Annotated in this window: 19 protein-coding genes; 13 read left to right on the plus strand and 6 right to left on the minus strand. The window is 41.9% G+C overall.

Translation table 11 applies throughout. The annotated features are described in order from the left end of the window. Positions 1 to 1,107 precede the first annotated feature (1,107 nt). The 3 genes from IEY42_RS04425 to IEY42_RS04435 all read left to right on the plus strand — a co-directional run bounded on the left by IEY42_RS04425 (position 1,108) and on the right by IEY42_RS04435 (position 6,033). Positions 1,108 to 2,133: an HlyD family secretion protein gene (locus IEY42_RS04425; protein WP_188924133.1), complete on the plus strand. Its 1,026-nt coding sequence runs from the start codon at positions 1,108 to 1,110 to the stop codon at positions 2,131 to 2,133. Positions 2,134 to 2,148: 15 nt separating this feature from the next. Further along, on the plus strand, positions 2,149 to 4,905 hold the full coding sequence (rbbA, locus tag IEY42_RS04430; RefSeq protein ID WP_188924134.1) for a ribosome-associated ATPase/putative transporter RbbA: 2,757 nt from the start codon (positions 2,149 to 2,151) through the stop codon (positions 4,903 to 4,905). Between the two features lie 72 nt (positions 4,906 to 4,977). Then, complete coding sequence (locus IEY42_RS04435) at positions 4,978 to 6,033, plus strand: ABC transporter permease (protein ID WP_229779914.1); 1,056 nt, start codon at positions 4,978 to 4,980, stop codon at positions 6,031 to 6,033. A 94-nt stretch (positions 6,034 to 6,127) separates the two neighbouring features. Here IEY42_RS04435 and IEY42_RS04440 read toward each other — a convergent pair whose 3' ends face one another. Next, complete coding sequence (locus IEY42_RS04440) at positions 6,128 to 6,358, minus strand: hypothetical protein (RefSeq protein ID WP_188924136.1); 231 nt, start codon at positions 6,356 to 6,358, stop codon at positions 6,128 to 6,130. 363 nt (positions 6,359 to 6,721) lie between these two features. On the opposite strand from IEY42_RS04440, the gene IEY42_RS04445 reads away from it, so the two are divergent. Next, the gene (locus IEY42_RS04445; RefSeq protein WP_188924137.1) at positions 6,722 to 7,168 is read left to right on the plus strand and encodes an Hsp20 family protein; all 447 of its coding nucleotides are present in this window, start codon (positions 6,722 to 6,724) and stop codon (positions 7,166 to 7,168) included. 134 nt (positions 7,169 to 7,302) lie between these two features. On the opposite strand, the gene soxR is transcribed toward IEY42_RS04445, so the two are convergent. Then, positions 7,303 to 7,749, minus strand: coding sequence for a redox-sensitive transcriptional activator SoxR (soxR, locus tag IEY42_RS04450; protein WP_188924138.1), 447 nt, complete (start codon positions 7,747 to 7,749; stop codon positions 7,303 to 7,305). A gap of 113 nt (positions 7,750 to 7,862) precedes the next feature. Here soxR and IEY42_RS04455 point away from each other — a divergent pair, with 113 nt between their 5' ends. Further along, a complete protein-coding gene (locus IEY42_RS04455) occupies positions 7,863 to 8,279 on the plus strand; it encodes a VOC family protein (protein WP_188924139.1) in 417 nt (138 codons plus the stop codon). 56 nt (positions 8,280 to 8,335) lie between these two features. Here IEY42_RS04455 and pepE read toward each other — a convergent pair whose 3' ends face one another. Then, on the minus strand, positions 8,336 to 9,046 hold the full coding sequence (pepE, locus tag IEY42_RS04460; protein WP_188924140.1) for a dipeptidase PepE: 711 nt from the start codon (positions 9,044 to 9,046) through the stop codon (positions 8,336 to 8,338). 258 nt (positions 9,047 to 9,304) lie between these two features. On the opposite strand from pepE, the gene htpX reads away from it, so the two are divergent. Together htpX and IEY42_RS04470 are read left to right on the plus strand one after the other, a co-directional pair. Beyond that, the gene (gene htpX, locus IEY42_RS04465; protein ID WP_188924141.1) at positions 9,305 to 10,165 is read left to right on the plus strand and encodes a protease HtpX; all 861 of its coding nucleotides are present in this window, start codon (positions 9,305 to 9,307) and stop codon (positions 10,163 to 10,165) included. Between the two features lie 313 nt (positions 10,166 to 10,478). Next, on the plus strand, positions 10,479 to 12,971 hold the full coding sequence (locus tag IEY42_RS04470) for a putative bifunctional diguanylate cyclase/phosphodiesterase (RefSeq protein WP_188924142.1): 2,493 nt from the start codon (positions 10,479 to 10,481) through the stop codon (positions 12,969 to 12,971). Positions 12,972 to 13,031: 60 nt separating this feature from the next. On the opposite strand, the gene IEY42_RS04475 is transcribed toward IEY42_RS04470, so the two are convergent. Both IEY42_RS04475 and IEY42_RS04480 read right to left on the minus strand, forming a co-directional pair. Continuing rightward, positions 13,032 to 13,391 (minus strand): hypothetical protein, encoded by a 360-nt coding sequence (locus IEY42_RS04475; RefSeq protein WP_188924143.1) that lies wholly within the window; start codon positions 13,389 to 13,391, stop codon positions 13,032 to 13,034. 50 nt (positions 13,392 to 13,441) lie between these two features. Beyond that, on the minus strand, positions 13,442 to 13,705 hold the full coding sequence (locus IEY42_RS04480) for a hypothetical protein (protein WP_188924144.1): 264 nt from the start codon (positions 13,703 to 13,705) through the stop codon (positions 13,442 to 13,444). A 135-nt stretch (positions 13,706 to 13,840) separates the two neighbouring features. On the opposite strand from IEY42_RS04480, the gene IEY42_RS04485 reads away from it, so the two are divergent. The 6 genes from IEY42_RS04485 to IEY42_RS04510 all read left to right on the plus strand — a co-directional run bounded on the left by IEY42_RS04485 (position 13,841) and on the right by IEY42_RS04510 (position 19,569). Further along, on the plus strand, positions 13,841 to 15,331 hold the full coding sequence (locus IEY42_RS04485; protein WP_188924145.1) for an ATP-binding protein: 1,491 nt from the start codon (positions 13,841 to 13,843) through the stop codon (positions 15,329 to 15,331). Between the two features lie 2 nt (positions 15,332 to 15,333). Next, the gene (locus IEY42_RS04490) at positions 15,334 to 16,038 is read left to right on the plus strand and encodes a response regulator (RefSeq protein WP_229779916.1); all 705 of its coding nucleotides are present in this window, start codon (positions 15,334 to 15,336) and stop codon (positions 16,036 to 16,038) included. 506 nt (positions 16,039 to 16,544) lie between these two features. Continuing rightward, the gene (locus tag IEY42_RS04495) at positions 16,545 to 17,417 is read left to right on the plus strand and encodes a 6-carboxytetrahydropterin synthase (RefSeq protein WP_188924146.1); all 873 of its coding nucleotides are present in this window, start codon (positions 16,545 to 16,547) and stop codon (positions 17,415 to 17,417) included. 68 nt (positions 17,418 to 17,485) lie between these two features. After that, a complete protein-coding gene (locus tag IEY42_RS04500; protein ID WP_188924147.1) occupies positions 17,486 to 18,352 on the plus strand; it encodes a M23 family metallopeptidase in 867 nt (288 codons plus the stop codon). Positions 18,353 to 18,437: 85 nt separating this feature from the next. Beyond that, on the plus strand, positions 18,438 to 18,833 hold the full coding sequence (locus tag IEY42_RS04505) for an ACT domain-containing protein (RefSeq protein WP_188924148.1): 396 nt from the start codon (positions 18,438 to 18,440) through the stop codon (positions 18,831 to 18,833). Between the two features lie 73 nt (positions 18,834 to 18,906). Further along, entirely contained in the window at positions 18,907 to 19,569 is a 663-nt protein-coding gene (locus IEY42_RS04510) for a DUF3047 domain-containing protein (protein WP_188924149.1), read from the plus strand. Positions 19,570 to 19,624: 55 nt separating this feature from the next. On the opposite strand, the gene IEY42_RS04515 is transcribed toward IEY42_RS04510, so the two are convergent. After that, positions 19,625 to 19,960: a TehB family protein gene (locus IEY42_RS04515; RefSeq protein WP_188924150.1), complete on the minus strand. Its 336-nt coding sequence runs from the start codon at positions 19,958 to 19,960 to the stop codon at positions 19,625 to 19,627. Positions 19,961 to 19,974 lie beyond the last annotated feature (14 nt).

The following is a 19,974-nucleotide window of genomic DNA, read 5'->3' on the forward strand; positions in this document are numbered from 1 at the left end:
CCCGTGAGGCTTAACCATACAACCCAGATGGGTTTTACTGATACTTAGTATTAGAATAGAGCGTTTAAATAGTGTGATAACTCAATAAAGCGAGTCTGAGAGAAGACTGCATCAGCTTTCCGAATTATTATTTAATGCCAAGGTGTTAAATAAACAAAATTTGTCTGGAAACCATAGAGCTTCATTTCCAGACGCCTAATTTCTCTGAAAAGAGAGTGATAAGCCCGTTGCTAACGCAACGGGCTTTTTTACATCTGGAGTTTGAGCAAATAGTATTGTGATTGAAATATTCAGTGCTTGAATGCGCAGCAGAGAATGATCAAACTTTTGTGCTTATACCAATTCCATTAATTATGTGACCAATCAGAGTCACTCAGACTGTTCAGTTTGAGGCGCATTGTTGTAATAATGGTTATTCCCTTCTAAGACAATGCAACAAAGAAATGAACGGTCTGAGTGCCTCCTGTAAGGCGGGTTTCTGTGCCTTCTATGCTGCTTAATAGCATTTTGACGTACGACTGCATGGATGCAGGAGGTAGAGCAACGCAGGAGCAGTTGCCGAGAACAACTATGCCTTCAATTCTATTACTTGCCTAGAAGACACAGAACTCCCGCTGAATGACCAGATAATTAATGGAATTGGTATTATTTGCAGTTATGTCCGCTTATTCACTATAAGTGTGAGGCAGATCATGGTTTAACCTGTTTTGTTGATACAAAATTTAATTGAGTTAATGCACTAATTTATGGTTTGAATGGGGGGGAGCGTTGTGAATACCGTTTTCTACCTTGCCAGATATCATCATTTGCTGCACTTGTGCATCAAATAAACACATCGACAAATGAAATCTAGATTTATCTGTGAGGATAGCGGTTTTTACAATCTGATATTGGATTCGCTTTAGTTGTTATTGCAACTAGGTTACATATTCCGAGCCGTTGTCTCTTCTCATTTTATGTATGGCAATGTCATGCATGTCTGGCTCTCTAGCCGATTAATACTGTTCAAGGTTGTGGGATCGAGACAAGGTTTTTGACGGAGATTGAATAATGTCAGCTTGTTGGTTTAAAAATGATTGCTGTCACTCATAGAAGGATTTTTAGACAATGAATAACATACTGAAGAAAGTTATCTATATCGTTGTTTTTATAGTGCTCATTTTTTCTTTTTGGTGGGGGTGGCAATATTTACAAGTCCCTCCGCTAGCCGATGGTTTAGTGTCTGGTAACGGTAGAATTGAAGCTGTAGAAGTTGATGTATCAACTAAAATCGCGGGTCGAGTCGATACTATTTTAGCTCAGGAAGGAGACCTTGTTAAAGAGCAACAAGTTGTCGCGCAAATAAATACCGATCAATTGCGTGCTCAATTGCTTGGTGCTGAAGCTAATGTGGCCAGTGCTGAAAGCCAAGTTGCTTCTGCTCTGGCAACCATCGAGCAAACAAAGGCTGAGGAAGTGTTAGCCGAACAAGAATTGTCTCGGGCTAGAGAACTGGTAAAAGAGAACCATATTAGTAAAGAAACCTACGATACAAGAGTCAGTCAGGTTGCTGTAGCTAAAGCCGCGCTTCAAGCGGCTAAGGCAGGCCTTGTGTATCGTGAACGTATGGTGGATGCTGTTAGGGCGAGTACCAAAGAAATCCAAACTCAAATTGATGATTGTGTGTTGAAATCCCCAGTGACTGGCCGAGTAATATATCGACTTGCTGAACCAGGTGAGGTGCTTGGCAGTGGTGGTAAAGTGTTGACTATGATTAACCTTGCTGATGTCTATATGGAGATATTTGTACCCTCGGCACCAGCAAATCGTATTGCGATAGGTGCAGAGGCAAGAATTAAATTAGATGTTCTCGATTATACAATTCCTGCATCGGTGAGCTTTGTATCACCCGAATCACAATTTACCCCAAAGCAAGTTGAAACCCTCAGCGAACGTGAAAAACTGATGTTTCGTGTTAAGGTGCGGATCCCTCAATACCTAGTACAAAAACACATAGAAGATGTTAAGACTGGCGTGCGTGGCGTGGCTTATATACGCCTGACACCTTTACCCGGAGAGCAGCTAACTCCGTGGCCTGATTTTCTTCAACAATTGTTACCAGACTCTGAGCCTAATTCAGTCAATCAACATTAATGTGGGTACATCATCATGGACCAACAACACAATCCGATCGTCTGTATTAACAATGTTAGTCATAGATATAAAAAAGTCATGGCGATTGATGATGTTACGCTGAGTATCCCTTCGGGACAAATGGTGGGTTTGCTCGGCCCTGATGGGGTGGGTAAATCAACCTTGTTGGCACTGATTTCTGGGGTCAGAAAATTACAGAGTGGTAATCTTGAAGTGCTCGGCGGTGATATGGCTTCGGCTCTACATCGCTCAAATGTTGGCCCTCGTATTGCTTATATGCCTCAAGGGTTAGGTAAGAATTTATACAGTGAGCTCAGTGTTGCCGAAAACCTCGATTTCTTCGGTAAATTATTTGGCCAGGGATCCTCTGAACGTAAAACCCGCATTGACCGACTCACCCATGCAACGGGCCTTAATGCATTTTTATCACGGCCAGCAGGTAAGTTATCCGGCGGGATGAAACAAAAACTGGGTTTGTGTTGTTCGCTTATTCATGACCCAGATTTATTGATATTAGATGAGCCAACTACCGGGGGCGACCCTCTCTCTAGACGACAATTTTGGCAGTTAATTAACACAATACGCAGTGAACGGCCTAGCATGAGCGTGATAGTGTCTACCGCTTATATGGATGAAGCCGAAGGATTTGATTGGTTGGTGGCTATGGATGCAGGCCATGTGTTGGACTCGGGCACACCTGAAGCACTAAAAACCAAAACGCAATCTGAAAATATCGAGCAAACCTTTACTCGGCTACTGCCGAAAGAAAAGCGTGGCAGTGGTCATGCGCTTGTTATTCCTCCTTTTGAAAAAACAGATGCTTCACCTGCAATTACTGCCAAAGGGTTAACCCGGCGTTTTGGGGATTTTACTGCTGTCAGTAATGTGAGTTTTGACATTCAAGCCGGTGAGATTTTTGGCTTTTTGGGCTCAAATGGTTGCGGCAAAACAACCACCATGAAAATGTTGACCGGTCTGTTGCCCGCGTCAGAAGGGGAGGCGTTTTTATTTGGCAAACTTGTCGATGCAGACAATATCGACATGCGCAATCGAGTAGGGTTTATGTCGCAAGCTTTTTCCTTGTATGGTGAGCTGACGGTTAAACAGAACTTGACCTTGCATGCGCGTTTGTTCCATTTATCTGCGTCGAAAGCCACAGAGCGAATTGATGTACTGGTTGATCGCTTTGGTTTGCGTAAGCAAATGGATGATTTGGCATCATCATTGCCACTTGGGATCCGCCAACGCTTGTCACTTGCCGTTGCGGTGATCCACGAGCCAGAAATGCTAATCCTTGACGAGCCCACATCAGGTGTTGACCCTGTTGCACGTGACGAATTTTGGGAATTGCTTGTTGAGTTGTCACGTCGCGATAAAGTCACCATATTTATTTCAACCCACTTTATGAATGAAGCGTTACGGTGCGACCGTATTTCATTAATGCATGCAGGTGAAGTCTTAGTTTACGATGAGCCACAACACCTTGTTGAAGCCAAAGGGTCAACGTCGCTTGAAGAAGCTTTTATCAGTTATCTTGAAGATGCGATAGGCCAGCCCCCTCAAAAGCAAGCGCAACTTGAAATAGCCCCTACTTCAGAACTGACGACATTAACCCAAAGCCAACCACAGCATGCAAAGCGCTTTGGCTTTAATTTATCGCGGTTGCTGGCGTATAGTTATCTTGAAATGATGGCGGTAATGCGTGACAAAATTCGCCTCGCATTTGCGTTTTTTGGCAGTGTGATTTTGTTGATTGTGATTGCTTATGGGATCTCGTTAGATATTGAAGATCTGACTTTCGCGGTGCTCGATTATGACCAAACACCACAAAGCCGAGAATACGTTAGTCACTTTCAAGGCTCTCATTATTTTATCGAAAGACCTGTATTACAAAGTAAAGACGAGCTTGAGCGGCGCTTACAGTCTAACGATATCACCTTGGCGATAGAGATCCCGGCCGGTTTTGGTCGCGATATTAAAAAGGGTCAGACTGCACACGTTTCGGCATGGATAGATGGTGCTAATACCACCCGAGCCGGCACTATCGAAGGCTATGTCACTGGTGGCTATATTTGGTACCTGACACAATTAGCGACAGAATCCGGGGTAGATGCCAGTGCACTGTATAATGTCGATCTGCAGTCTCGTTATCGCTATAACCCTTCATTTGAAAGTATTTATTCCATTGGGCCTAAAACGCCAGCGTTATTGTTATTGTTCTTTCCGGCAATACTCATGGCTGTGAGTATTGCCCGTGAAAAGGAAGTCGGCACTATCACTAACTTTTTTGTTACGCCAACCAATAAGTACGAATTTCTTATTGGTAAACAGCTGCCGTATATCGCGATTGGCATGATCAACTTTTTTATTTTGACATTTTTGGTGGTGTTTTTATTGCAGGTACCATTAAAAGGCAGCTTATTGGGGCTCACCGTTGGGGCATTTTGTTATGTGTGCGCCTCAACCGGCATTGGTTTAGTGGTGTCATCTGTCACGAAAACTCAAGTCACCGCGGTGTTTGCAACCACTATTGTATCGCTATTACCCACAGCGCTGTTTTCGGGGTTAGTGCAACCTACATCCACGTTAGAAGGTGGTGGGTACATTATCGGTATGGCGTGGCCGGCAACTTATTATATGCATTTGAGTGTGGCGGCATTTACTAAAGGTTTACACTTTTTTGACCTGACAGGCGACATCATGATGTTGTCGATTTATGGTCCTATTTTAGTGGTTTTGGCTGCGGCGTGTTTGAAAAAGCAGGAGGCATAACCGATGAAAATCTGGAGCAATATTTTCTGGCTTGGTACTAAGGAGCTCCGCAGTGTCCTGGGTGACGTGACCATGATAATACTGATTGTGTTTTTATTCAGTGCGCAGATTTATTCGCGTTCAACCGCCATTAGTGAGTCGGTGAATAATGCATCCATTGCGATTGTCGACGAAGACCACTCAACGCTGTCGCGTAACATTGCCAATGCTTTTTATCCTCCTTATTTTAAGTTTACAGAGCAAATATCTGCCAGTGAGGTAGACCAAGTCATGGACCAAGACCACTTTATGTTTGTGGTAAGTATTCCACCACGTTTTGAGGCAGATGTGCGTGATGGACGCTTACCGAGTGTGCAAATCGATGTTGATGCAACCGCAGTGACTCAAGCAAGTTTAGGTAATAGTTATATTCAAAGTATCATCACCAAGGAGGTTAACTTTTTTGTTAATCGCTCTAATGCAAGCATCGATTATCCCGTAGTATTAGTCCAGCGCCGTGCATTTAATCCTAATGGCACCATGAGCTGGTTTAGTTCAATGGGAGCGCTGCTCGATAATGTCACCTTGTTGGCTATTATTCTGACAGGCGCTGCACTGCTGCGTGAACGTGAGCATGGCACCATTGAGCATTTACTGGTTATGCCGCTGACGTCATTTCAAATCATTATGTCCAAGGTATGGGCAAACGGACTTATTGTACTGGTCGCTTTTTCGTTGTCACTTTTCTTTATGGTCGAAACCTTACTGGATGTCCCCATTGCTGGATCCCGTTGGTTATTATTAGGTGGAACAACGATTTACTTATTTGCCGCAGCTTCGATTGGGATTTTTCTTGGCACCATAGCCCGCACCATGGCGCAGTTTGCCTTACTGTTAATGATTGTGATTATCCCCATGATGTTACTGTCTGGAGGGATTACGCCCATTGAGAGTCAACCTGCCATTGTTCAACCATTCACATGGATATTCCCTTCGCGGCACTTTATGGCATTTTCGCAGGCGGTGGTTTTTCGTGGTGCCGATTTTAGTATTGTGTGGCCAGAGTTGCTGAATATTATTGGGCTTGGGATGGTGTTTTTTGTGAGCAGTTTAGCGCTATTTAGGCGCTCAATTTCGGTCAATAAATAACCCTGAACAGTTAACTGTTTGTTTCGCCATGCCGTTAAATCATTAAGCCACCGATAATGGTGGCTTTTTGGTGTTAACAACAATAAATACTCTGTTATGCGTTATTAATTTTTTGTTTTAAGTCATACGCGTCTTCAGTAATCACTCGTTCTAACACTTCAATACGTTGACGTAACGAGCTGATTTCATCGTGCAGCGACTTATTGTTGTTTTCTTGTTGGTTTGCCGCCAGGCGTTGGCGCTCTTTAAGCTTCATAATACTCACAATAAAACTGCCTATAATGGCGATAATTGGGATTAATAGTGCCAGTGTCGCAGGGTTCATAACATATCCTTATTGATGTATTGCGTTGAGAGTTATTGTGACGTTTTCAAATATAATTACCAGTGACAAAAGTCATTTAAACAGGGTTACAGACGTAATTGATGATAATGCGTTAAGCTTAAGTTGTTGAAATATTGTTGTAATTTAATATTTTTATCTATTTTTTAAATTTATTCATTCATTTGCCTTGATATCAAACACTGTGTCCATATATCTAATTCTGTAGCAGGATAGATAACGAAACGCTCGAATGAGGTTTTACTACTCTGACTATGACAGTGCCGTAAGGGCTGTTACTAACATTGCCACTGTTATGAAATAGTGGCCATTATTTTACATATTGCTTTAGACAAGGATATGAACATGCGAAATTTTAATCTTACTCCAGATTTAACCCCTCTTTACCGTAGCGCAATTGGTTTTGACCGTTTAGCCCAACTTGCTGAACATGCTGCTGCCAATAATGCTAACAGTGGTTATCCTCCCTATAATATTGAACTGCTTGGTGAAAATCGTTATCGGATCACTATGGCGGTTGCAGGCTTTGCGATGTCTGAGTTAGAGATAATGAGCGAAGGTGAAAAACTGTTAGTTAAAGGCAATAAGACAGCGAAAACTGATGAGCGTAAATATTTGCATCAAGGCATTGCAGAACGTGGCTTTGAGCGGACTTTTCAACTTGCCGATTACGTACGTGTTGTGGGTGCGGAATTAGAACATGGCTTATTAAATATTGATTTAGTACGTGAAATTCCTGAAGCAATGAAACCACGAAAAATTGATATTGTTAGTACAAACACACTCGGTTAACCCAGTGTAGCCCAACATATGGGCAGGTAAAGTGGTGGCTTAAAACTTATGCGACCACTTTATCGTTTATCTTCATCCTATTGTTTATCACTCCCCAATTTAGCTTATTGCTTACGCCTAGTGTCTATTTGATACTAGGCTTTTTTGTTTAACAGTACAGGCCCCGGACCTTGTGGTTCGAGCTGGTCATCTGGGTTATACAAAGGGCAACTATTCATCGATAAACAGCCACAACCGATGCATCCTTCAAGTGAGTCTTTCATATTTTGTAATCGACTAATACGCTGTGTGAGTGTGTCTTTCCAATTAACTGATAATGCCGCCCAGTCTTGTCTGGTGGCTGTCCTGCCATTGGGCAATGAAGCAAATGCGCTGCCAATTTCATCTAAAGATATGCCTAATTGTTGCGCCGCTTTGATAAGAGATATTCGTCTAATGACATCGCGTGAATAACGGCGTTGATTACCTTGATTACGCCAACTGCTAATCAGGCCTTTTTGCTCATAAAAATGGATTGCAGAGATGTTAATTCCACAGCGTTTTGCCACTTGGCCGACAGTCAATTCCATATCCTTATTCATCTCTTTATCTATTTTTATCTCATCATTTTTACATATCTTGGCAAAATTAATGCTTTACCTCAAGTTAACTTGAGGTATTAAGCTATGCAAAATTAATCATAAGGAGATACGAAATGCATTTAGAACATTTAAATTTGGTCGTGAATAATTTAGAAGAGACCTTGGTTTTTTACCAGGCGGCGTTTCCACATTGGCGAGTACGCGGTGGCGGTGAATCAATATGGCATGGCACCCCACGAAAATGGTTACATTTTGGCGATGACTATCATTATTTGTCTCTCAATGACTCTGGGACCGGAGAGATACGTGACCTTAAAAGTAATGCTATTGGTTTAGCGCATTTTGCCTATGTGGTGGATAATATCGAGGCCTTAGTGTCAAGGTTGGCAAACGTGGGCTATGAGGTGGCTATTATGGGCGCGGTTAACGAGGCTTATAAGAGTCGCTATTTTATTGACCCTAATGGGTTTGAAATTGAATTTGTTGAGTATTTTACTGATATTCCCAGTGAGCGAAATCAATACGATTAATGATACAACCATGGGGCTTATGGCTTTATTTTTAAACCCCATGGAAATGATCTTCGTTATTTGAGGTACTCAGATAAGTCACTGTTGGCGGCAATTTCGACTTCTTGTTGCTTACCATGAAATAAATAGGCTGTTTGATCGCCAATTAACGTCAATTTATCTCCCTGACGCCATAATGCACTGCCTTCTTGAATACCAATGACCGGGGTTAATGGGTCGACAATCGTAAATTCTAATAAGCGTTGCGCACGAGTTTCGCCGTTGTGGCCTGGCATTTGGTAGTTGGTGTAATGCGGATTTAATTGAAAGGGCAGAATACTCAATGCAGTAAATGAAGGGGGTTCCACAATTGGCATATCGTTTGTGGTGCGAATACTGGTCCCGGTAATGTTCGAACCTGCACTCCAGCCTACATACGGCATGCCATTTTGTACTTTCTCGCGGACTAAATGCACTAAATCGTAGCGGTATAGCTCGTTTAACAGTTGGAAGGTATTACCGCCGCCAACTAAAATGCCAGCAGCATCTTGAATCGCTTGTTTAGGGTCGGCAAATTGATGAATGCAGCTAATGGTGATGGGCAGCGGCGCTAATGCCGTTTGCACTTTGGTTAAATACTCATCATAACTGACACTAACACCGGCATAAGGAATAAATAACCATTGTTGGCCAGGCTGTGTAAGAGGGCGAATAAGCTCAACAGTGTGAGTTAAATAGACTGAATCACCGACGCGCGAAGCGCTTAACATTAATGCATTAATGCTCATAAAAGTGCCTTATCATTATTTTATTTTCGACAGTTTATCAAAGATTAACCAATGCATACACTGGGTTAGCGCTTTTTCAGTTTCAATTAATATAATCTGCCTAGACTCTGCTCGCTAGATTTTTAAGCCAGTGTTTTATCAGCATAAAAAGAGTCATAAATCTTTTTTAATATAACTAAGCTTGAATTCTATTTATATGGACATATTATGTCTATAGTAACAATTGAAAAATCGGCATTTTGCCATACAGGAGCTTAAATGAAGCGTATATTTTTGTTGATAGCAACCAACCTAGCCATCTTACTGGTTGCCTCAATCGTAATGTCTATTCTTGGGGTTAATACCCAAACGATGGGTGGACTGTTAGTATTTGCTGCCATTTTTGGTTTTGGTGGCTCATTTATCAGTTTAGCCATTTCAAAGTGGATGGCGAAGAAAACCATGGGTTGTGAAGTGATTACCCAACCACGTGACAATACCGAACGTTGGTTAGTTGAGACAGTGGCTCGCCTAGCTGAAAAATCAGGGATAAAAATGCCTGAAGTGGCAATTTATCAATCGCCAGAAATGAACGCATTTGCCACAGGCCCAAGCAAAAACAACGCACTTGTCGCGGTTAGTTCTGGCTTGCTTTATGGCATGACGCAAGATGAAATTGAAGGTGTACTTGCCCACGAAGTGAGCCATGTTGCTAATGGCGATATGGTGACCTTAACCTTAATTCAAGGTGTGGTGAACACCTTTGTTATTTTTGCTGCTCGTGTGGTTGCTGGGATCATTGATAACTTTGTTGCTGGTGATGAAGAGGGTGAAGGCTTAGGTATGTTTGCCTACATGGCAGTGGTGTTTGTATTAGATATGCTGTTTGGTATTTTGGCATCAATCATTGTGGCTTACTTCTCGCGTATTCGTGAATTTAAAGCCGACGAAGGTGCTGCACGTTTAGCGGGTAAAGGCAAAATGATTGCCGCGTTAGAGCGTTTACGTCAAGGCCCTGAAAGCGGTGCAATGCCTGCACAGATGTCTGCTTTTGGTATTAATGGCAAACGTTCAATGGCTGAACTAATGATGAGTCATCCACCGCTAGAGAAGCGCATTGCTGCACTAAAAAATAGCTAAAACTAATACTTTACAGTTAGTTATATGGTAAACATAAATAAGGAGCCTTAGGCTCCTTATTTGTTTTAAGCATATATTTAATGTTCAAGATAACGGTTTTTTTGATTTAAGATAGTTAGTGCTGTGCTATTTAGGCTTATAGTATGAAATAATCATGTTCATTGTGGCTGGATTAGTATAGGAAGTGAGTTTTTGGTAGTCTGTTCACTTTGGAGATTAATGCGAGCCCGTCATTATCTGTACTATAGTTGGATAACTATATTGTTATATGCTGGTACTGAACTTATTTATTATGTCGACTTAGGAAGGTGTTATGTTGAAAGAAGCTATTTCTCAAACTCAGCTTAGAGAATGGCAACAGGAAATTAACGACATTTCTGCCGAATTTCGTCTGACTATCACCTTTAACCAAATTGATGTGACAGCACATCGCCTACAAGCTATCTGCATTAACCAAAACGCTAAAGAGCGCACCTGCCAGCAACATCAAATCAGTTTATTACATTATATGCGTGCCCTTAATGATAACGCCAGGTCAAGCCAGTCAAGTACTGAGGTGTATCATCAACTTATTCGTGATGAACAAGGGCTGCTATTGGCAGGACTTTCTTTTAGTGCTGTTAATGATGAACTGGATAAACCAGAATTATTTGCCCCCTTAAGTGCTATTCAAATTCGTATTGCTGATATGTTAAGCAGTGCCATCCGTGTCTATCTTTCGAGTATAGATTTCGGGGACCAATCCAAGGTTAATGTTTGTCATGATGTCGATTTACAAGCATTTATTGATGCATTTGATGAGCATATTTGGATTAAAAACGTAGATGGAATTTACATTGCCTGTAATAAAAGTGTTGAGCAAGCATGGCGAAAATCAAAAGAGCAAATTGTCGGTAAAAATGATCATGATTTATTTGATGTGCGCACTGCCACTTCTTTTATTGAAGGTGATGAGTTAGCTATAAATACCGGCTCAACCGTGATCGTATCAGAATGCGAAGACGTAGACGCTAATTACAATAAAATTTGGCTTGAAACCATTAAAGCTCCCGTTAAAGATGGCCTCGGTCAATTAAGCGGTGTGCTCGGAATGACCCGTAATATTGCAGAACATAAAGAAGCCCAAGAACAATTAATATTAGCGTCTAATGTGTTTCAAAATGCAGTAGAAGGGGTGGTCATTACAGATAAAGATGGCAACATTACAGATATTAACCAGGCATTTACCGACATAACGGGCTATAGCCGTGATGAAGTGCTAGGCCAAAATCCAAATATACTGAGTTCTGGACGTCATCCTAAAAGTTTTTTTGAACGTTTATGGAACACCTTATTAGTGCAAGGCAAATGGCATGGTGAAATTTGGAATCGTCGTAAATATGGCGCTATTTTCCCGCAATCTATCACCATTAGTGCCGTATTCGATAAGCAAAATATTATCCAATATTACGTGGCCGTGTTTGCAGATATATCAGTACAAAAACAAAATGAAGAAAAACTCAAAAATCTGGCTTACTTTGACCCTTTGACCCAATTGCCCAACCGCATGCAATTTATGTCATTAGTTGAACAAGAATTGAATCATTCTAATCGCGCTAAAAAACAGTTAGCGATTTTATTCTTAGATATCGATTTCTTTAAACACATCAACGACAGCTTAGGCCATGTCATTGGTGATGAAATTCTCGTCGAACTGTCTAAGCGCCTATCATATGCGTTATCGGATTTTGATGTGCTTGCCCGTTTAAGTGGTGATGAGTTTGTGGTTATGTTACCCAGCATTATGAGTACAGATTCTGTGACCTCATCGGTCGATAAAATCCGCAGCGTATTTGAGCGGCCATTTATTTTGAATAATGCGCAATCTGTTAGATTAACCGCCAGCATGGGGGTGGCTATTTATCCCAGTGACGGTGACGACCATGACAGTTTATTACGTAATGCCGACGCGGCAATGCATCGTGCCAAACTGGATGGCCGTAATAATTATGCGTTTTATACTGAGTCGATGACAAAGCAGGCCGTAGAACAATTAAAATTACAAACCGCATTGCATCATGCGTTAGCGAACGAAGACTTTTATCTTGTTTATCAACCCAAGTTAACGCTAAAGGATTTATCTCCTTGCGGTTTTGAAGCGCTTATCCGTTGGCATGACCCTATTTTAGGTGACATTTCGCCGGCTGAGTTTATTCCATTAGCAGAAAAAATAGGCTTAATTTGGGACATTGGTTTATGGGTGTTAAAAACGGCATGTTTACAGGGTGTTGAATGGTTAACTCAAGGGAAAACATTTGAGCGGATCTCGGTTAATGTGGCCAGCTTACAAATGCAACGTAATGACTTTGTAGACAAAGTAAGACAGGTTTTACTTGAAACTGGCTTACCGACTAAACACCTAGAGTTAGAAGTGACTGAGTCGTGCATGATGCATAATCCTGAGGCGATTATTCATGATTTAAAATTACTGGGGGCCATGGGGATTGCGTTAAGTATCGATGATTTTGGTACCGGTTATTCGTCGCTTAACTATCTGAAACGCCTCCCTATTGATAAGCTTAAAATCGATCAGTCGTTTGTGGGCGACATCCCTCACGATGTTAACAATACCGCCATCGCTAAAGCCGTCATTGCTTTAGGACATGCATTAAATTTACAAATTATTGCTGAGGGTGTCGAAACCGAAGAACAGGCTGAATTTTTACGCCGCAATGGGTGTGATTTAGCACAAGGTTATTTGTACAGCAGGCCTAGGCTCTCGGATGCACTCACAGAGTTTTTACCCCTGGTGAATGGGATTAAATAAGGCAACACAAAGCAAGCCAGCATATTGCTGGCTTTGTTCTATCAAGTGACTCACACTTTTTTAAGCGTATACGTCTACATTTACGGCAGATGAACTGCTGACTGTTTGCGTTTCGTCATCGTTGTAAATACTGCTCAATGCTTCATAGAAAACGCTACCAAGGTCTTCGTCTGATAGACCTTGTGTCATCGGTTTTAATTCATCTAAAACGGATTTGAGCTCTTCTTGTTGTTCATCGGTTAGCGATACCAGCATATCTGTAGTAGATTGTTGCTCCTCCTCAGACAAGGTTGATACTGCTGTGTCTAACCTTGGTGGTACGCCGCCTTTGGGTGGCGGTGGGCCATCTGGACGGGGAGGTCGCTGGGAACTTTCTGTTGATGTCATTTGGATAGCGGTGTTGCTACTCGTCACTTGCATAGTTAATCCTTGTCTAAGTACGGTATAAACGTTATGGGTTTAAAAAGACCTTAATTCCGCTCTCTTTGACCTTGTTGCATATCTTGTGGTGGATTATCTGGTACAGCAACCAGCTCTCCGTTAATCATTTGACAAGTTGCTTGAATACTATCACCGCGAGGTGTTTCAAAGCTAACCTGGCTATTTTCTAAACTGCTTGCACAAGCATCAATTGCTTCTTGTGGTGGCTTGCCGCCCGGTGGGTTAGCGAATGCGCCCGCTGCTGCAAATAAACTAAGAGAAAGTAAACCAATAGTGATTGGATTAAGGGTCATGTTGACGCTCCTTGGTGAGATACTGCGATTAATATACGATATTATTATGGAGGAATTGTGCAGAATCTAAGGAGATTGATATCCGATGTTATCTGCGACTAGTTTGCAGTTATATTGCTGGTTATACTGTGATTTATGCAAATATCTCAAAAGTTATTTTTAGCCTTTGTCGGCTTAACCAGTGTTGTTCTTATCGCGACGTTATCGTTAGCGCGGTGGAGTTTTGACCAAGGCTTTTTAGACTTTATCAATAATTTAGAACAAGAGCGTCTTGCCAGTTTGTCCGTTGATGTAATGACACTGTATGCAGCGTCGTCACCCTCGACAAATAGCGATCAATCTACAGATGTTTGGCGAAGTGTTAATAAATCAACATTAAACCAAGTCATAACAACCCATTCACCGTTTTACCGTCAGCCAAGACAAGCCAATATCGGCGCACCTAAAAATCTGCCTCCGCGTTTATCTGGTTCGCCACCAAGACAACCTGGCGAACAACAAAGGTTTCCTCCCCATATTAGGCCACCTTTTGATAAAAAAAACTTGGGGCTACCAACAGGGTTATATTCAGCTGACAAAGTCCATATTGCTGGCGATATCATTGACGATTCAATTGACAGTATTAGTCTATCGTTAAAATATAATCAGCAAATTGTCGGCTATTTAATCAGTAGTCCTATTCGTGAAAACCAATCGTCTTCTGCAACTGCGTTTGCGCAACAACAGCGCTGGACCAGTATTGGTATTGGTTTAGTCTGTTTATTGTTAGCCAGTGCGTTAGCCTGGTGGTTATCACGATTTTTATTAGTGCCTGTAAAACATGTTATGCAAGGGATAACTCATTTATCTGAAGGTGACTATGAGCAGCGCTTGGCCACGACACGTGCAGACGAATTAGGCCAGTTAATGGTTAACATCGACCATCTGGCGATGACTTTAGCTAAAAATCGCAGTGCTAAAAATCGTTGGTTAGCTGATATCTCTCATGAGTTGCGAACCCCATTAAGTATTTTGTGTGGTGAAATTGACTCAATAAAGGCCGGGATAAGGGCGTTCGATCTGCACCAACTACAATCAATAGAACAAGAGGTGCTACGTATGAAACATCTAGTGGATGATTTATATGAACTCTCTTTATCGGATGTCGGCGGCCTGCGATACCATTTTAAACCACATAACATCAGCGAATCTTTGGACAGCATGTTAGCCACCCTATCGACTTCTATGCAAGATAGGGGCTTAACCTTGACTCATAAAATTACGCCTATGTTGTTTGTGTCTGCTGATGTTAGGCGTTTAGGACAGTTGTTTATGAACTTATTTATGAATGCCATGGTCTACACCGACAGTCCAGGCCAAATAGATGTTCAGTTGGCGCAGCAAGATAATGTGGTTTGCCTAACACTCAACGATACCAAGCCCAGTGCGACAGAGGCTGAGTGTGAACATTTATTTGAACCATTATACCGTCAAGATGCCGCAAGAACTCGTCGAGGCAGCGGCGCGGGCTTAGGGCTAACTATCTGTAAAAATATCGTAGAAGCCCATAACGGCAAGATTAGCGCAATGCCATCTCCAATGGGTGGGTTATGCATTAAAGTACAATTACCTTTGTTAAGGAAGTGACCATGAGTGGATTTTCTCATCAAGAGCCAATGACCGTATTAGTGGTAGAGGATGAACCTAAAATCGCACAGATTTTGGTGGATTTTTTGCAACTCGAAGGGTTTAACACCTTGGTACAATATGATGGCCGTGATGTGATTGATACGATTAAAACGCAATCTATCGACTTTGTGGTTTTAGATTTAATGCTGCCTTACAAAGATGGTTTAACCATTTGCCGCGAGATCCGTCAGTTTTCAATGATGCCTATTTTGATGTTAACCGCACGTGTAGATGAAATCGATCGTCTTATGGGCTTAGAGCTCGGTGCCGATGACTATGTATGTAAACCGTTTTCTGCCCGAGAAGTGGTTGCGAGAGTGAAAACGATTTTAAGACGGGTAGAAAATACTCGAGGCAGTCAAAGTGAGCAAGTGATCCGCTATAAACATATCGATTTGGATATCGAGTGCTTTAAATGCCATGTTGATCGCCAAGAAGTTGAATTAACCCCAGTTGAATTTAGATTGTTACAAACCTTACTTAAACGCCCTGGTGTTGTGCATTCTCGCGACAGTTTAATGCAGGTGTGTTATATCGATGACCGCATTGTTAGCTCGCGTACCATTGACAGCCATGTCAAAAACTTACGTCACAAACTTGCCCTGGTCACTAAACAAAAAGAAGTGCTGCACTCTATTTACGGTGTCGGTTATAAGGTTGAATAATCAATAAGCCTTTTAACTGCATTTTTACGTTATCTTCTTAATGTCTACACATTTTCTGCATACTTATTGTTTAAACTGATCATATAAAAGGATTTTTTAGAGATAACAATATGTCTTCATAGATGATTTATTTACTGTTGTGTGGTCAAAGTTGCATTATTCTGTGTTTACTTGTGGCTTTTTTTGCCGTTGATTCGGGGCAACATGCAATAGGCTCAGCTCAATAATATCACCGCAACCCAGTTGCTCATTGGCTTATTATCGCCAATGACTCAAATTTTATTTGTCTAATCCTTTATGTTTACTCGCTCATAGACAGGCTTTTGTTTAGAATGTCGGTGTTATTGGCGCTATATTAAGTCGTTAGGTTAATTTTATTACCTTGTATTAGACCAAGAGGTGATATCCCTTCGTATATAGACGTTTTAAGATACCTTTTCCATTGGCATGTGCCATTCGGGATACATTTATACTGAGGTGGACTGTTTTTCTGCCTAGGAGCATTAATGCAACTGTTTGTAAAAGATTTAACCGTTATCGATTTTTCTTACCTTTGTCCGATACGTGGCATGGTAGGTGAAAGCTGGATTGTCGATGTTTTACTCGATGGCGGCTTAGATGAACAAAATATGGTGTTAGATTTTTCAAAAGTAAAACGCACCATTAAAGACACCATCGATGACGTTGCTGATCATCGTTTATTAATCCCAACGGCGTGTAGCGAAGTTCGCTGGCAGCAAAAAGGCGACCGAGTATGGATGGATTTTACCAGTCAAAAAGGCGACATCCATTTAGCATGCCCGTCGCAAGCATTTGCACTTATCCCTACTGAGGTTATTGATTTTGAGAGCGTAAATGACTTTCTCAAAAAAGCCCTGCGTGAAGCCCTGCCAGAAAATGTTCAAGGCATTAGCTTAACCTTACGTAATGAGGCGCTTGATACGCCATTTTACCATTACAGCCATGGTTTACGTAAACATGATGGTAACTGCCAACGTATCGCACATGGTCATCGTAGCCCTGTCACCGTATTTGAAAACGGTATTGCAGAACCTAAATGGGATCAATATTGGGCCGACCGCTGGCAAGATGTTTATTTGGGTACTGAAGAAGATTTAGTCCCCGTGGCGACGCTAGCATTATCAAAGCAAACCAACATTAGTGATGTAACCCATTTTGGTTTTCACTACATGGCACCACAAGGTGATTTTCAGTTAGCAATGCCGAAACAATGTTGTGACCTTATTCCACACGATACTACAGTCGAACTGCTTGCTGAGTACATGGCCACGACGCTAGCTAACAAGGTGCCTGAAAGCCATTTTAAAGTGATTGCCTTTGAAGGTATTGGCAAAGGGGCCATTGCGGTAAAAGGTTAATCGAGTAATATAAATGGGCTGCCTAAAGGTGGCCCTTTTTTTATCTTTTTCACAAGGAATGCGGTTTTATGTCAATTAAACAATCACCTCTTAAAGTATTATCCACAGCGGCTTGGTTAATGGTCAGTGTATTAGGCTTTAGCGCCAGCGCGGCAGCAGTGACTTTTCAAGGCAAGTTTGAGCAAGGTGCATTGGTTCGTGGAACGGTACCTGCGGGCAGTACAGTGTTATTAAATGATAAGGTGGTAAAAGTGACGCCCACAGGGGCGTTTGCCATTGGCTTTGACCGAGATGCCGCAGCAGAACAAGTTGTTAAAGTGACTTATCCTGACGGATTAACCGAAATTAAACCGCTTAAAATTGCCCCGAAACAATATAAGATTGATCGCATCACCGGGATTAGTAAAAAAATCATGAAGCCTGATCCTGTTGCACAAGCAAGAGCGGCCAAAGATGCTAAGCAAACCCGTGCAGCAAGAGATATTTTTAGTGAGCAGCAGGCGTTTATGCAGTCATTTATTTGGCCAGTAACAGGGCGTATTTCGGGTGTTTATGGCAGCCAGCGCGTGTACAACGATGTGCCTGGTAACCCGCATTTTGGCGTAGATGTTGCCCGCCCAACAGGTACTGTTGTTGTGGCACCTGCTGATGGGGTGATTACCCTTGCGGAACCTGATATGTTTTATTCTGGTGGTACGGTGATTATTGACCACGGTTATGGGGTGAGTTCAACATTTTTACATTTAAGTAAATTGTATTTAAAGGTTGGCGACAAAGTTGTGCAGGGCGATAAAGTGGCTGAAATTGGCGCCACAGGCCGCGTGACAGGTCCGCATTTAGATTGGCGTTTAAACTGGTTCCAAATGCGTTTAGACCCAGTGTCAATTGTACCGCCAATGGAAAAAGTATTAGCGGCCCAAAAAGCAGCAAAGTAAGTTTATTATCCAGAGCTCAGGTTATTTAGCATAAAGCGTGTTATAGCCTGCTAAATCAATGGATTATCAAAAAGGATTGTAGATTATGAGTGGTATGACCGATTTAGCACTACTATTGACGTCCATGAGCCCTAAATTGATGGACGGAGAGTTTGTATTTTGCACTGTTCAGGGAGAATATGAACAGTATGCTCAATTAAATCCACTTGCGACATTTCGCGAGAGCGAAGGCTTAACGTTAGTCGTCAATAAAGAGGTTGCAATGGCTGCAGGATTGACCTTTGAAGCATGCTTTAAACAAATTACTTTAACCGTACATTCAAGCCTTGAGGCTGTTGGATTAACAGCTGCGGTAGCGGCTAAACTCACTGAATTTAATATCAGTGCCAATGTTATTGCCGCGTATTATCACGACCATGTTTTTGTGCCTACAGATAAAGCCCAATTAGCCTTAACCGCGCTAGCAGAGTTCAACCAATAACGATTTATTGCAGTCTGTCGTTTTTTTGAGGCTGTTTTTCTTACTCAAACACACCGCGCCATTGGAGAGTAACATGTGCAAATGGATATTCGTGTTATTGAGTTTTTTGCTATGTGTGAGCGCGCAAGCGGTCACCAATTTAACGGCGTTGAGTGAGCAAGGCATTGAACAATGGCAAGCGAAAGAATTTTCAGGCAAATCAATTTATAGCGTTGAACAACACAAAGGCCAAATGGCACTTAAAGCCATTAGTCAAAATTCGGCCTCTGGATTGGTGCTAGAAAAGAAAATTGACCTCATTGCAACGCCTTATCTAAACTGGAGTTGGCTAGTTGAACAGACGTTGTCGCCGTTAGACGAGCGAAGTAAAGCGGGTGATGACTTTGTGGCGCGAGTTTACGTCGTTATTGATGGTGGTTTTATGGTGTGGAACACCAAGTCATTAAATTATGTTTGGTCGAGTAATCAAGACAAAGGCTTGGTTTGGAACAACGCTTTTGCTGGCTCAAGTGTTAAAATGATGTCTGTGAGAGGACAACAATCACAACTAGGTCAGTGGTATGACGAACAACGCAATGTGTACCAAGATTTGATTGACACATTTGGGGATAAAGGCAGTCAGAAAGCTAACCGAAAAGCATATCAATACATTGATATAATTGCGATTATGACCGATACCGACAACAGTGGTAAAGATGCAGAAACGTACTATGGTGACTTATTTTTTAGTGAATAAATCAGTGGGGCAGCTTGTTGCTGCCCCTAATCGCGATAAAAGTATCATTGTAAGATTATTTGCTATTAAACATCGCTTGGCCGGTTTTGTTTTTTTCGGACCAAAAATTAATATTGAATTGTGCATTAGGGCTTAATTCAATGCGATGCCAATATTCAGGAGGGCTGGTGGCAAATTGGCCCGCGTTAATCACCACTGTCACCTCTGGTTCGGTTGCTTCGCTGTCGGCAAAACCATAGTAAGTGACCACGCCTTCCATTACGCATAACTGACCAAAAACACCTTCGGCGGTATTATGGTGAGTCAGTAGGGCCGCAGGCACATTGTCTTTAGTAAAAAATGGGGTAGAGCGCTGAATTGTCCAGTTTGCTGGAATACGGTGATGAGACATAATGTTCTCCTTAG

It is taken from the genome of Shewanella algicola (assembly GCF_014648035.1).
Lineage (GTDB): Bacteria > Pseudomonadota > Gammaproteobacteria > Enterobacterales > Shewanellaceae > Shewanella > Shewanella algicola.

Coding starts and splice junctions, on each gene's coding strand:
- IEY42_RS04425 (WP_188924133.1), top strand. CDS start 1,108: ATGAATAACATACTGAAGAAAGTTATCTATATCGTTGTTTTTATAGTG.
- rbbA (WP_188924134.1), top strand. CDS start 2,149: ATGGACCAACAACACAATCCGATCGTCTGTATTAACAATGTTAGTCAT.
- IEY42_RS04435 (WP_229779914.1), top strand. CDS start 4,978: ATGATAATACTGATTGTGTTTTTATTCAGTGCGCAGATTTATTCGCGT.
- IEY42_RS04440 (WP_188924136.1), bottom strand. CDS start 6,358: ATGAACCCTGCGACACTGGCACTATTAATCCCAATTATCGCCATTATA.
- IEY42_RS04445 (WP_188924137.1), top strand. CDS start 6,722: ATGCGAAATTTTAATCTTACTCCAGATTTAACCCCTCTTTACCGTAGC.
- soxR (WP_188924138.1), bottom strand. CDS start 7,749: ATGAATAAGGATATGGAATTGACTGTCGGCCAAGTGGCAAAACGCTGT.
- IEY42_RS04455 (WP_188924139.1), top strand. CDS start 7,863: ATGCATTTAGAACATTTAAATTTGGTCGTGAATAATTTAGAAGAGACC.
- pepE (WP_188924140.1), bottom strand. CDS start 9,046: ATGAGCATTAATGCATTAATGTTAAGCGCTTCGCGCGTCGGTGATTCA.
- htpX (WP_188924141.1), top strand. CDS start 9,305: ATGAAGCGTATATTTTTGTTGATAGCAACCAACCTAGCCATCTTACTG.
- IEY42_RS04470 (WP_188924142.1), top strand. CDS start 10,479: ATGTTGAAAGAAGCTATTTCTCAAACTCAGCTTAGAGAATGGCAACAG.
- IEY42_RS04475 (WP_188924143.1), bottom strand. CDS start 13,391: ATGCAAGTGACGAGTAGCAACACCGCTATCCAAATGACATCAACAGAA.
- IEY42_RS04480 (WP_188924144.1), bottom strand. CDS start 13,705: ATGACCCTTAATCCAATCACTATTGGTTTACTTTCTCTTAGTTTATTT.
- IEY42_RS04485 (WP_188924145.1), top strand. CDS start 13,841: ATGCAAATATCTCAAAAGTTATTTTTAGCCTTTGTCGGCTTAACCAGT.
- IEY42_RS04490 (WP_229779916.1), top strand. CDS start 15,334: ATGAGTGGATTTTCTCATCAAGAGCCAATGACCGTATTAGTGGTAGAG.
- IEY42_RS04495 (WP_188924146.1), top strand. CDS start 16,545: ATGCAACTGTTTGTAAAAGATTTAACCGTTATCGATTTTTCTTACCTT.
- IEY42_RS04500 (WP_188924147.1), top strand. CDS start 17,486: ATGTCAATTAAACAATCACCTCTTAAAGTATTATCCACAGCGGCTTGG.
- IEY42_RS04505 (WP_188924148.1), top strand. CDS start 18,438: ATGAGTGGTATGACCGATTTAGCACTACTATTGACGTCCATGAGCCCT.
- IEY42_RS04510 (WP_188924149.1), top strand. CDS start 18,907: ATGTGCAAATGGATATTCGTGTTATTGAGTTTTTTGCTATGTGTGAGC.
- IEY42_RS04515 (WP_188924150.1), bottom strand. CDS start 19,960: ATGTCTCATCACCGTATTCCAGCAAACTGGACAATTCAGCGCTCTACC.